Origin of the sequence: Ramlibacter henchirensis (genome assembly GCF_004682015.1) — a bacterium.
Classification (GTDB): Bacteria; Pseudomonadota; Gammaproteobacteria; order Burkholderiales; family Burkholderiaceae_C; genus Ramlibacter; species Ramlibacter henchirensis.
Map to the genome: position 1 here is coordinate 1,953,870 of NZ_SMLM01000001.1, position 12,995 is coordinate 1,966,864.

General features: G+C 69.1%; 9 protein-coding genes. 7 read left to right on the top strand and 2 right to left on the bottom strand.

The window, feature by feature from the left end; translation table 11 throughout:
- Nucleotides 1-40 precede the first annotated feature (40 nt).
- Together mltA and EZ313_RS09630 are read left to right on the top strand one after the other, a co-directional pair.
- On the top strand, nt 41-1,288 hold the full coding sequence (mltA, locus tag EZ313_RS09625) for a murein transglycosylase A (RefSeq protein ID WP_135262945.1): 1,248 nt from the start codon (nt 41-43) through the stop codon (nt 1,286-1,288).
- Between the two features lie 224 nt (nt 1,289-1,512).
- Nucleotides 1,513-1,728: a hypothetical protein gene (locus EZ313_RS09630; protein ID WP_135262946.1), complete on the top strand. Its 216-nt coding sequence runs from the start codon at nt 1,513-1,515 to the stop codon at nt 1,726-1,728.
- 13 nt (nt 1,729-1,741) lie between these two features.
- On the opposite strand, the gene EZ313_RS09635 is transcribed toward EZ313_RS09630, so the two are convergent.
- Complete coding sequence (locus tag EZ313_RS09635) at nt 1,742-2,230, bottom strand: Lrp/AsnC family transcriptional regulator (protein ID WP_135262947.1); 489 nt, start codon at nt 2,228-2,230, stop codon at nt 1,742-1,744.
- A 117-nt stretch (nt 2,231-2,347) separates the two neighbouring features.
- On the opposite strand from EZ313_RS09635, the gene EZ313_RS09640 reads away from it, so the two are divergent.
- From EZ313_RS09640 to EZ313_RS09660, 5 genes are all read left to right on the top strand, one after another.
- The gene (locus tag EZ313_RS09640) at nt 2,348-5,905 is read left to right on the top strand and encodes an indolepyruvate ferredoxin oxidoreductase family protein (RefSeq protein WP_135262948.1); all 3,558 of its coding nucleotides are present in this window, start codon (nt 2,348-2,350) and stop codon (nt 5,903-5,905) included.
- Nucleotides 5,906-6,065: 160 nt separating this feature from the next.
- Entirely contained in the window at nt 6,066-6,398 is a 333-nt protein-coding gene (yajC, locus tag EZ313_RS09645; RefSeq protein WP_135262949.1) for a preprotein translocase subunit YajC, read from the top strand.
- Between the two features lie 54 nt (nt 6,399-6,452).
- The gene (gene secD / locus EZ313_RS09650; RefSeq protein WP_135262950.1) at nt 6,453-8,333 is read left to right on the top strand and encodes a protein translocase subunit SecD; all 1,881 of its coding nucleotides are present in this window, start codon (nt 6,453-6,455) and stop codon (nt 8,331-8,333) included.
- 14 nt (nt 8,334-8,347) lie between these two features.
- Nucleotides 8,348-9,298: a protein translocase subunit SecF gene (secF, locus tag EZ313_RS09655; protein ID WP_135262951.1), complete on the top strand. Its 951-nt coding sequence runs from the start codon at nt 8,348-8,350 to the stop codon at nt 9,296-9,298.
- 22 nt (nt 9,299-9,320) lie between these two features.
- Nucleotides 9,321-12,443 carry a DUF1631 family protein gene (locus EZ313_RS09660; protein ID WP_240788579.1) on the top strand — a complete coding sequence of 1,041 codons (3,123 nt, stop codon included), beginning with the start codon at nt 9,321-9,323 and terminating at the stop codon, nt 12,441-12,443.
- A 62-nt stretch (nt 12,444-12,505) separates the two neighbouring features.
- Here EZ313_RS09660 and EZ313_RS09665 read toward each other — a convergent pair whose 3' ends face one another.
- Complete coding sequence (locus tag EZ313_RS09665) at nt 12,506-12,976, bottom strand: Smg family protein (protein ID WP_135262952.1); 471 nt, start codon at nt 12,974-12,976, stop codon at nt 12,506-12,508.
- Between the last annotated feature and the right edge of the window lie 19 nt (nt 12,977-12,995).

Consider the following 12,995-nt stretch of genomic DNA (forward strand, 5'->3'; position numbering starts at 1 on the left):
GTCTTGCGCCGGCGGCTCGCCGCGAGGCCGGCCGGAGAACATGGTCCACCACACGATGAGCACCAGCACCACCAGCGCGAGCAGGGCTTCCAGCAGAATCAGCAGCATGTCAAGTTTGTCGTGGAGCAGGTTCGCGAAAGTCGCGGCGATTGTAGGAACGCTGGCCGGCTGTGGCTCGGTGCCGCTGGATGAACCCGTGCCGCACACGCCCTCCCCGACCGCACCCACGCCGGCCGCAGTGATCACGTTGCCCCCGGTGCCTGCGCCGCCCATGGAGGCGCCCGTCGCCGGTGCGCCGCTGCTGCAAGGCAAGAGCCGCTGGCATCCCGTCGCGTGGAGCGAGCTGCCGGGCTTCGACGACGACGCGCTGCACGAGGCCTGGAACGCGTGGCTGCGCAGCTGCGAGCGGCCGCTGCCGGCCTTTGCATCGCTTTGCCCGCAGGTGCGGCAGCTTTCCATCGCCGGCCCCGCCGAGCAGCGTGAGTGGATGCGGCGGCATCTGCAGCCTTACCGGGTCGAGCCGCTGCAAGGTCCGGCCGAAGGCCTGCTCACCGCGTACTACGAGCCGCTGCTGGAAGCGTCGCGTGAACCGAGCGCGCGCCACACGGTGCCGCTGTACCGACCGCCCGCAAGCCTGGCCAGCCGCAAGCCCTGGTACAGCCGGCAGGAGATCGACACGCTGCCCGAGGCCAAGGCGCAGCTGCGCGGGCGCGAGATCGCCTTCCTGGCCGACCCGCTGGACGCGCTGGTGCTGCAGATCCAGGGCTCGGGCCGCGTGCGCGTGACCGAGCGCGACGGCTCCCAGCGGCTGGTGCGCCTCGCCTACGCCGGCAGCAACGAGCATCCCTACCGCAGCGTCGGCGGCTGGCTGCTGCAGCAGGGCGCGGTGCGCGACGCGTCCTGGCCCGGCATCAAGGCCTGGGTGCGCGACAACCCGCACCGGCTGCAGGAGATGCTGTGGAGCAATCCGCGCACCGTGTTCTTCCGCGAGGAGCCCCTGGGGGATCTCGATGCGGCATTCGGCCCGCGCGGCGCGCAGGGCGTCGCGCTCACGCCGGGCCGCTCGATCGCGGTGGACAAGGAGAGCATTCCGTACGGCACGCCGGTCTGGCTGGCGTCGAACGGCCCGCTGCTGAAGCTGCAGCGGCTGGTGCTCGCGCAGGACACCGGCAGCGCCATCGTGGGCGCCCTGCGGGCGGACTACTTCGCCGGCTGGGGCGCCGAAGCCGGCGAGCTGGCGGGAAGGCTCAAGCAGCCCTTGCGGATGTGGGTGCTGTGGCCCAAGTGAGGGATCGGCGCGCGGGGTTCCTGGTGGGGGCGGCGGCCTTTGTCGCGGGCTGCGCCGCTGTTCCGCAGCCGCTCCCGGTCCCGCCCGCGCCACCGGCCAGCGCAGTACCTGCAGTTCCTGCTCCGCCCCCAGCGGTTGCAGAGCCCGCACCACCCGAAAGGCCCACGCCGGACCCGCGCCCGGGCAAGCAGTACACCTGCAGCGACGGCAGCAGCTTCCGCCTCTTGTCGCAGGGCGACTACGTGGTGATCGAGGGATTGCCGGGTGGCGCGCAGCGGCTGGGCCGCGATGCGGGTGGCTTCACGCCGGAGCACACGGTGTGGAGCAGCGAGGGCCTGCGCGCCGAGTTCGGCCTTGGCGCCGATGGCCGCGGCGCGTTGCTGCATTACCCGCTGGCGCCCATCGTGCGCTGCGCCGCGGGCACCGAAGCGCCCAAGTAAGCCGCGCGCGGGATCAAGCCGCCGGCTCGGCGCCCAGGTGCCCCAGCGGCCAGCTGCTGCTCGCCTTGACCTCGCCCAGCGAGAAGCTGGTGTGGATGTCCTTCACGTTCGGCAGGTTGATCAGCACCTTGCGGGCGAACTGCGAGAAGGCATCGAGGTCGCGCGACACCACCTGCAACTCGAACGTGCCCGCGCCGCTGATGTAGTGGCAGGCCACGATCTCGGGGATGCGGCGGATCGCCTCCTCCATCTCACGCGTGCGCTCGCCGGTGTTCTTGTCCGCGTCCAGGCGCACGAAGGCCAGAACGCCCAGGCCGATCTTGTGACGGTCGATCTCGGCGTGGTAGCCCCTGATGTAGCCAGCCTCCTCCAGCGCGCGAACTCGCCGCCAGCAGGGCGCGGCCGAGAGGCCGACCCGCTGGGCCAGTTCGGCGTTGGTCAGCCGGGCGTCGGCCTGCAGCTCATGCAGGATGCGAAGGTCGAACTTGTCGAGTCTTTCCATATTCGGACCATCCGAGAACATTCCTTTCTCATCCTAGCCCTATCCGGGCATCAAAAGCAAAGACATATCGGGGCTGCTTGCATACACTTTGCGGCTATTCCCCGGAGACATGCGCAAGTGAACGCCCCCCTGCCCGAACACATCCGCAAGGCGCTCGAGACCGTCACGCTGGACGACAAGTACTCGCTCGACTACGGGCGCGCCTTCATGAGCGGCGTCCAGGCCCTGGTCAAGCTGCCGATGCTGCAGCGCCAGCGCGACGCCATGGCCGGCAAGAACACCGCCGGCTTCATCAGCGGCTACCGAGGCTCGCCGCTGGGCGGCTACGACCAGGCGCTCTGGAAGGCCAAGAAGTACCTGCAGGCGCAGAACGTCGTCTTCCAGCCGGGCGTCAACGAGGAACTGGCGGCGACCGCGATCTGGGGCACGCAGCAGCTCGGTTTCGCGCCGAAGGAGCAGCAGAAGTTCGACGGCGTCTTCGGCATCTGGTACGGCAAGGGTCCGGGCGTGGACCGCTGCTCCGACGTCTTCAAGCACGCCAACATGGCCGGCACCACGCCCTGGGGCGGCGTCATCGCCGTCGCGGGCGACGACCACGTGGCCAAGAGCTCCACGGCGGCCCACCAGAGCGACCACATCTTCAAGGCCTGCGGCCTGCCGGTGTTCTTCCCGACGACGGTGCAGGAGATCCTGGACCTGGGCGTGCACGCCTTCGCCATGAGCCGCTACGCCGGCGTGTGGACCGGCATGAAGACGATCCAGGAGATCGTCGAATCCAGCGCCACTGCCATGATCGATCCCGAGCGGGTGCAGGTGCTGATGCCGCAGGACTTCGCCATGCCGCCCGGCGGCGTGCACATCCGCTGGCCGGACCACGCGCTGGAGCAGGAAGCGCGCCTGTTCGACTACAAGTGGTACGCGGCGCTGGCGTACGTGCGCGCCAACCGCCTGAACTACAACGTGATCGAAGGCCCGAACGACCGCTTCGGCATCATCGCCAGCGGCAAGGCCTACAACGACACGCGCCAGGCGCTCGCCGACCTGGGCCTGGACGACGAGACCTGCCGCCGCCTGGGCATCCGGCTGCACAAGGTGGCCGTGGTGTGGCCGCTGGAGGCGCAGATCACGCGCGAATTCGCCACCGGCCTGCGCGAGATCCTGGTCGTGGAAGAAAAGCGCCAGGTCATCGAGTACCAGCTGAAAGAGGAGCTGTACGACTGGCGCCCCGACGTGCGGCCGAACGTGGTCGGCAAGTTCGACGAGGTCGAAGGCGGTGGCGGCGAGTGGTCGACGCCCAACCCCACTGCACGCACGCTGCTGCGCGCCAATGCCGACCTGTCGCCCGCGCTGATCGCGCGCGCCATCGCCAAGCGGCTGCGCAGGCTGGGGCTCGACGCCGACACGCAGGCGCGCATCGACGCGCAGCTGGCGATCCTGGAAGCCAAGGAGCGCTCGATGCAGGTGCTGGAGGTCAAGGCCGACCGCCAGCCCTGGTTCTGCTCGGGCTGCCCGCACAACACCTCCACCGTGGTGCCGGAAGGCTCGCGCGCGATGGCCGGCATCGGCTGCCACTTCATGGCGACGTGGATGGACCGCGCCACCGTCGGCTTCACCCAGATGGGCGGCGAGGGCGTGCCGTGGGTGGGCCAGGCGCCGTTCACGGGCGAGAAGCACGTGTTCGCCAACTTGGGCGACGGCACCTATTTCCACAGCGGGCTGCTGGCGATCCGGCAATCGATCGCGTCCGGCGTGAACATCACCTACAAGGTTCTCTACAACGACGCGGTCGCGATGACGGGCGGCCAGCAGGTCGGCGAGCGGCCCGAAGGCCATTCGGTGCTGCAGATCGCGCAGAGCCTGGTCGCCGAAGGCGTGACGAAGCTGGTGATCGTCACCGACGAACCCGAGAAGTACACGGTGGCGAAGTTGCCGCCGGGCGTCGGCGTGGAGCACCGCGACGAACTGGATCGCATCCAGCGCGAGTTCCGCGAGATCGCAGGCACCACGGCGATCATCTACGACCAGACCTGCGCCACCGAGAAGCGGCGACGCCGCAAGCGCGGATCGATGGTCGACCCCGCCTTGCGCGTCGTCATCAACGACCTGGTGTGCGAAGGCTGCGGCGATTGCGGCGTGAAGAGCAACTGCCTGTCCGTCGAGCCGCTGGAGACCGAATTCGGCCGCAAGCGCACGATCAACCAGAGCACCTGCAACAAGGACACGAGCTGCCTCAAGGGCTTCTGCCCGAGCTTCGTCACGGTCGAGGGCGGCAAGCTCAAAGGCAAGGCGAAGGCCAAGGCCGCGGCCACGCCCGCGGAGTGGGGCGAATTGCCGGAACCCGATGCGGCGCAATTGCAAGGCGCCTACGGCATCGTGGTCGCCGGCGTCGGCGGCACCGGCGTGATCACCATCGGCCAGCTGCTGGGCATGGCGGCGCACATCGAGGGCAAGGGCATCGTCACGCAGGACGCGGCGGGCCTGGCGCAGAAGGGCGGCGCGACCTGGAGCCATGTGCTGATCGGCCAGAGCCCCGACGAGATCCACACCACCCGGGTGGGCATGGCCGCCGCCGACCTGGTGATCGGCTGCGACCCGATCGTCACCGCCGGCAAGGAGACGGTGCTGCGCATGCGCGAGGGCCGCACGCACGTGGCGCTCAACTCGCACAGCACGCCCACCGCCGCCTTCGTGAAGAACGCCGGCTGGGCGAATCCGGCCGAGGCCTGCACGGCCGAGATCGCCAAGGCCGTCGGCGTGCACGGCATGGGCGCGTTCAACGCCGACGCGGCCTCGACGCGCTTGATGGGCGACAGCATCTACACGAACCCGATGCTGCTCGGCTATGCCTGGCAGAAGGGCTGGATCCCGCTGGGCCGCGAATCGCTGCTGCGCGCCATCGAACTCAACGCCGTCGCGGTCGAGAGCAACAAGACCGCCTTCGAATGGGGCCGCTGCGCCGCGCACGATCCGGCGCGCTTCGAGCAGCTGCTCACGCCGGCCCAGGTGATCGAGCTGAAGAAGCGCGAGACGCTGGCGAGCATCGTGGCGCGGCGGGTCGAGTTCCTCACCGCCTACCAGAACGCCGCCTATGCGCGCGAGTACGCCGCCTTCGTCGAGAAGGTGCGCGCGGCCGAGGCGCCGCTGGGCAGGGCCACGCTGGCCGAGACGGTGGCCCGCTACCTGTTCAAGCTGATGGCGTACAAGGACGAGTACGAGGTGGCGCGGCTGCATGCCGAAACCGGCTTCCAGGAGCGCATCGCGTCGATGTTCGAGGGCAACTACAAGGTGAACTACCACCTGGCGCCGCCGCTGCTGGCCAAGCGAAATGAGAAGGGTGAGCTGGTCAAGCGCAAGTACGGGCCGGCCATGGGCCTGGGCTTCAAGGTGCTGGCGAAGCTGCGGGGGCTGCGCGGCACGGCGCTCGATCCCTTCGGGCGCACGCACGAGCGTCGCACCGAGCGCGCCCTGATCGGCGAATTCCGTGCCAGCATCGAGCAGGTGCTGGCCGGGCTCGACGCGGGCAACCACTCGCTGGCCGTGGAGATCGCGGCCATTCCCGAGCAGATCAAGGGTTTCGGCCACGTGAAGGAGCGCAACCTCGCGGCCGCCCGCCCGCGATGGGAGGCGCTGATGCAGCGCTGGGGCGGGTTGGGCGACGCGCGCCGGGCCGCCTGAGCCGGCCGCTCGGCGCAGTTCCACTTTTTGCACAGCCCGCGGGAACGGTCCCTCAGCGGGCGCGTCTTACAATCCAGCGCTTGCGCGCCCGGCCGCAGCCCCCGGGGCTGCGCGTCGGCGCGTGAACTACAAAGCAACCGTCCTACGCGCTGGAGCCACCGTGTTCATTTCCTCCGCCTTCGCCCAGACCGCACCGGCCGCTGCCGGCGGCGGCGACATGCAGTCGTCCCTCATGAGCATGCTGCCGCTGGTGCTGATGTTCGTGGTCCTGTACTTCGTGATGATCCGGCCGCAGATGAAGCGCCAGAAGGAGCACCGCGCCATGATCGAGGCGCTGGCCAAGGGCGACGAGGTCGCCACCGCCGGCGGCGTGCTGGGCAAGGTCACGCGCCTGGGCGATACGTACATCGGCGTCGAGATCGCCAACGGCGTCGAGATCCAGGTGCAGCGCAGCGCCGTCGTGCAGGTCCTGCCCAAGGGCACCATCAAGTAAGTCGAAACAAGGCTGCTGCGGCGGCCTTGTCCTGGAGGTTTCCGGGCTCCCCTCATGAATCGTTATCCGATCTGGAAATACGCGATCCTCGTGGTCGCGATGGTGGTGGGGGTGCTCTACACCCTGCCCAACTTCTTCGGCGAGGCGCCGGCGGTGCAGGTCTCCTCGGCCAAGTCGACCGTCAAGATCGACGCCACGACGCAGGCCCGCGTGGAGCAGGTGCTGTCCGCCGCCGGCATCAAGCCCGAGGCGATCACGCTCGACACCAACTCGGTCAAGGTGCGCCTGGACAGCACCGACACGCAGCTGCGCGCCCGCGACGCCATCCAGAGGGCTCTCGCGCCCAACCCCGACGATGCGCCCTACGTCGTCGCGCTGAACCTGCTGTCCAACACGCCGCGCTGGCTCACCGCGGTGGGCGCGGCGCCGATGTACCTGGGCCTGGACCTGCGCGGCGGCGTGCACTTCATGCTGCAGGTGGACATGCAGGCGGCGCTGACCAAGCGCGCCGAGTCGCTCGCCGGCGACCTGCGCACCCAGCTGCGCGAAGCCAACGTGCGGCACGGCGGCATCAGCCGCAACGGGCAGCTGGTGGAGATCCGCCTGCGCGATTCGCAGAGCGTCGCGGCCGCGCAGCGTGTGATCCAGGACCAGTTCGGCGACCTGCAGACCAGCGAGCAGACCGAGGGCACCGAGTACAAGCTGGTCGCTTCGCTGCGCCCCGAGGCCGCCCGCCGGGTGCAGGAGCAGGCGCTGCGGCAGAACATCGTCACCCTCCACAACCGCATCAACGAGCTCGGCGTGGCCGAGCCGGTGATCCAGCAGCAGGGCGTGGACCGCATCGTGGTGCAGCTGCCGGGCGTGCAGGACACCGGCCGCGCCAAGAGCATCCTGGGCCGCACGGCGACACTGGAGATGCGGCTGGTGGACGAGAGCGCCGAGGCGCGCGGCGCCGAACTGGGCACCGGGCCCGTGCCGTTCGGCTCCGAGCGCTACCTGGAGCGCGATGGCCGCGCCGTGATCGTGAAGAAGCAGGTGATCCTGACCGGCGACAGCCTCACGGATGCGCAGCCCGGCTTCGACTCGCAGACGCAGCAGCCCAAGGTGGACCTCACGGTCGACGCCAAGGGCGGCCGCATCATGCGCGACGTCAGCCGCGAGAACCTGAAGAAGCGCATGGCCATCCTGCTGTTCGAGAAGGGCAAGGGCGAGGTGCTGACCGCGCCGGTCATCCAGGGCGAGCTGGGCACGCGCTTCCAGATCTCCGGCTCGATGACGGTGAACGAGGCCAACGACCTTGCGCTGCTGCTGCGTGCCGGCTCGCTGGCGGCCCCGATGGAGATCATCGAGGAGCTGACCATCGGGCCGAGCCTGGGCGCCGAGAACATCGCCAAGGGCTTCCACAGCGTGGCCTGGGGCTTCGCGGCCATCGTGGCCTTCATGGCCGTGTACTACATGCTGTTCGGGCTGATCTCCGGGCTGGCGCTCGCGGTCAACCTGCTGCTGCTGGTGGCGATCCTGTCGATGCTGCAGGCCACGCTGACGCTGCCGGGCATGGCGGCCATGGCGCTGGCGCTGGGCATGGCCATCGACTCGAACGTCCTGATCAACGAACGCGTGCGGGAGGAGCTGCGCAACGGGGCGGCGCCGCAGGCGGCCATCCACGCCGGCTACGACCGGGCCTGGGCGACCATCCTGGACTCCAACGTCACCACGCTGATCGCGGGCGTTGCGCTGCTCGCCTTCGGCTCCGGGCCGGTGCGCGGCTTCGCGGTGGTGCACTGCATCGGCATCCTGACGTCGATGTTCTCGGCCGTGTTCTTCTCGCGCGGACTTGTAAATCTTTGGTATGGCCGCAAGAAGAAGCTCAAGTCGGTGTCCATCGGCACCGTCTGGCGTCCGGCAGCGGAGCAGGCTATAACCAAGCCGGAGTGAGGGCAGGGTAGAAAATGGAATTCTTCAAGATCCGCCGCGACATCCCGTTCATGGAGAACGCGCTGGTGTTCAACGTGATCTCCTTCCTCACGTTCGCCGCGGCCGTGTTCTTCCTCGTCACGAGGGGACTGCACCTGTCGGTGGAGTTCACCGGCGGCACGGTGATGCACGTCAGCTACGCGCAGGCGGCGGACGTCGAAGGCGTCCGCAAGACCGTCGCCAACCAGGGCTACGCCGACGTCCAGGTGCAGAACTTCGGCACCGCCCGCGACGTGATGATCCGGCTGCCCGCCCAGAAGGGTGTGAGTTCGGCACAACAAAGTGACAAGGTCCTGGCGGCGCTGAAGCAGGGCGACGCTTCCGTCTCGCTGCGCCGCACCGAGTTCGTCGGTCCGCAGGTCGGCGAGGAGCTGGCCACCGACGGCCTGAAGGCGCTGGCCATGGTGGTGATCGGCATCATGATCTACCTGGCCTTCCGCTTCGAGTGGAAGTTCGCGGTGGCGGCCATCGTCGCCAACCTGCACGACGTCATCATCATCCTGGGCTTCTTCGCGTTCTTCCAGTGGGAGTTCTCGCTCGCGGTGCTGGCCGCGGTGCTGGCGGTGCTGGGCTACTCGGTCAACGAATCGGTGGTGATCTTCGACCGGATCCGCGAGAACTTCCGCCGCTACCGCAAGATGAACACGCTGCAGATCATCGACAACGCGATCACCTCGACGATCAGCCGCACCATCATCACCCACGGCTCCACCCAGATCATGGTGCTGTCGATGCTGCTGTTCGGCGGACCCACGCTGTTCTATTTCGCGCTGGCGCTGACCATCGGCATCTGCTTCGGCATCTATTCGTCGGTGTTCGTGGCGGCCGCGATCGCCATGTGGCTGGGCGTCAAGCGCGAGGACCTGGTCAAGTCCGGCCCTCGCAAGGAAGACCCCAACGACCCCAACGCGGGGGCGGTGGTCTGACGGCCGGGCTGTGAGCGAACCGTTGCAGCCCCCCTCCCAGGCCGCCATCGCGCGGCAGGCGCGCGAGCATTTCGTGGCGCAGCTGGAAGGCGTGCTGCAACCGCTGTCCGACGCCATCCGCGCCCGCCTGATGGAGCTGGTGGACGGCGCCACCAGCACCCGGGATTCCCAGGAACGCCGTGACGCCATGCTCGACTTCGAGCGCCAGCGCCGCGGCTGGCAGGAGGGCACGGCCAAGGCCTGGCGTGCGGCCGCCAAGCCGGCCGCCGCGTCCGGCAACCCACGCGGGCGCTTTGAGGCCGCCAACCTCTCGCTGATCGGCGACGAGGTGGTTGAGAACAAGATCCTGTCCTCGCGGGTCGCGCTCTCCGTGCTGGAAAAGGCCACCTGGGAGCTGAACGATCTCAAGGCCCGCATGCAGCACCTGGATGGCGCCGAGCTGGGCTCCCAGGACGTGCTGCGCGCCGAAGCCGTGGCGCAACTCATGGTCGACCAATGGGGTGCGAACGGGCTCCCGCGGCCCGTCTGGGCAATGGTGCAGGACGTCATCGCCAAGCACATGACCGAGAAGATGGTGGCGGCGTACAAGTCGACCAACCACTTCCTGGTCGAGCGGGGCGTGCTGCCGGACATCGACCTGAGCACCCGGGTCAAGCGCGGTACCTCCGCCGTGCCGCCGCGTCGCACGCCACCGCCTGCGGGCAGCGCCGGCACTGCTGGAGCCGGGGGAAGTGGTCCGGGTGGTGCCCAGGGCGGCGGCTCCGGCCAAGGGGGAGCGCACGGCGCCGGCGGGGGTGGTGGCAGCGGATTCGGCGGCCCTGCTGCAGGAAGCGGGTTCGGCGGCACCGGCTCGGGCGCCAGCGGTTTCAGCGGCACGGGTTCTTCCGGGCCGGGCGGTTACGGCGGTGGTCCGGGCGGTGGCGGTTCGGGCGCTTACGGACCGGGAGCGACGGGTGGCAACCTAGGTGGGGGCGGATTCGGCGGGCCCCCCGGGGGTGGATTCGGCGGTGGCGGTCCCGGCGGAGGAGCTGGCGGCCCTGGCGGTGCTGGCGGCGGAGGTGGTTCCGGCGGAGGTGGCTTCGGGGGCGGTTCCGGCTCCGGAGGCGGTTGGTCCGGTGGCGGTTCCGGCGGCGGTGCATCGGGCGGCGGCTTCGGAGGCGGTGGATCCGGCGGAGGTGGATCGGGCGGCCGAGGCGGCTCCGGTGGCGGGGGTTCCGGCGGTGGCTCTGGCGCCGGTGGGGTCGGCGGCGGCTCCGGCAATGGCGGCTCCGCGGGTGGTGGGGCCGGTGACGGTGGCGCTGGCGCTGGCGAATCCGGCGGTGGCTTCGGCGGCGGCGGCTCGGACGGCAGTTATGGCGGCGCCGGATCGGGCTCCGCTGGCCAAGGCGGCGGCGGTCCAGGCGGTGGAGGTGGCGGCTCCTGGGGAGGTGGCGGTGGTGGCCCATCCGGCGGCGGTCCGGGAGGCACAGGTCCGACCTCGCAATTCGCCGGCGGCCCGTGGGTGGGCGGCGGGGCCGGGGGTCCCGGAGGCGGTGGTGGCCACGGTGCGCCCGCGTCCAGCTTTGGCGGGGGCCAGACCCGCGGTCTGGGCGGCGGCGTCTCGGAAGAGACGAGGATGATGACCTCGACCACGCCGTTGGCGCGCGCCCGGATGCGCGCCACGGGCGTGATCGGCCAGCTCAAGCGGCTGCTCACCGAGAAGGCGGGGTTCGATCCCAACAAGGCCGCGGCGGAACCTTCGCCGGCACTGGTGGAGGCGATCAGCCGCCAGGCCACGCTGGTGCAGACCCAAGTCCAGACGCAGGTGGGCGGGGAGACGGTCGGTGAAGTCGTGGTCTATGACGACGCCGCGGTCGAGCGGGCCGCGGTCGACCTGCGGCAGCGAACCGGCGAGCTCAAGAAAAAGGCGACCACCAGCAGCGAGAAGGCGACGATCGAGATCGTGGCCCTGATGTTCCAGAGCATCCTTTCCGAGGAGCGCATCCCGGCCGCCGTGCGCGTCTGGTTCGCGCGGCTGCAGATGCCGGTGCTGCGCGTCGCGCTGGCCGAGCCCGAATTCTTCGGCACCCTGCAGCACCCTGCCCGCCAGCTGATCGACCGCATGGGATCGTGCGTGCTGGGCTTCAACGCCGCCACGATCAACGGCAGCGCGCTGGAGATCGAGATCAAGCGTGTCGTGCAGGTCATCGAGCAGTACCCGGAGACCGGCCGCCGCGTCTTCCAGCTCGTGTACGACGAGTTCCAGAAGTTCCTCTCCAAGTACCTCACAGAGAAGGGCGACACCCAGCGGCTGGTGGGCGTCGCGCAGCAGGTCGAGCAGAAGGAGGCGATGGCGATCCAGTACACCATCGAGCTGCGCAAGATGCTCAGCGACATCCCGGTGCGCGAGGAGATCCGCGAGTTCCTGTTCAAGGTTTGGGCCGAGGTGCTGGCGGTCGCGGCCGTCAAGCACGGACCGCAGCACCAGGAAACAGTGATGCTGAAGAAGTCGGCCGCCGACCTGGTGTGGTCGGCCAGCGCCAAGCCGAACCGCGCCGAGCGCTCCAAGGTGATCCAGGAACTGCCGGCGCTGCTGCAGCGCCTGCGAAAGGGCATGAACCTGCTGGGCGTGCAGGGCGCCGAGCAGGAGAAGCACATCAAGGTCATCGGCGACACGCTGGCCGACGCCTTCATGTCCAAGACCGAGACCATTCCGCAGCAGCAGATCGACGCGATCGGCAAGCGGCTGGAGAACCTCGAGGACTTCATCGCCGACGATCCTTCGGTCGAACTCGAGCTCGACCAGGAAGCGCTGGAGATGATGCTGGGCATCGACGCCTCGATGATCGAGGTGGTGACCGACGGCGGCTCCAAGCCCAGCGACGCGATGCTGGCCTGGGCCGCCGAACTGCAGCAGGGCAACTGGTTCACGCTGGATCACAACGGCAAGGTGCACCAGGTGCAGTACGTTTGGCGCAGCCAGCGCGGTCAGCTGCACCTGCTCGCTTCAGTCGAAGGGCGCAGCTTCCTGGTGCAGCTGCGGCGGCTGGCCTCCTACCTGCAAGCGGGGCTGCTGCTGCCGGCGGAAGAAGAGGCGCTCACGGTGCGCGCTACGCGCGATGCCCTGGCGAAGCTGGATGCGAATCCGGAGAGGCTGCTGGCGTAGACCGCTACGCTCCAGAAGAAAACAAGGCCCGCGTTGCGGGCCTTGTTCTTTGTGTGATCGGGCTAGTGGGGCAGGCGGTCCGCCGTGTCGTCGCACAGCTCGTCGAGCACCAGCGCGTCGGGCTCGCGGCCCATGCTCCAGTAGACCATCAGCACGATGATCTTGAGGTCGTCCAGGGAGACGGGGCCGCCGGGTGCGGCCATCGCGCGATCGAGCACGATCTCGCGCATGGCAGGCGGCATCACGCCGGCCGAATCGAGGAAGCTGACGAAGCCCAGGCACTGGGCGCCGAGGTGATCCTGTTCGGCCACCGAGTACACCCGCATGCTGTGCTGCGAAGGAGCGGCGGGCGCCGGGTCGGGAAGCTGGGTGCTCTGGGCCGCGAAGTTGAGGCCGTCGAGCCAGGTGAGGGCCTGCTGGATCTCTTCGGGTTCGAAGCCGTGGGCGCTGAGCTTGCGGCCCAGTTGGTGCAATTCGGGGCATGCATCCCCGCGCCAGTAGTTCTCGTAGACAAACACCAGCACTTCAAACATGCAGGCCAATATAGCCCAG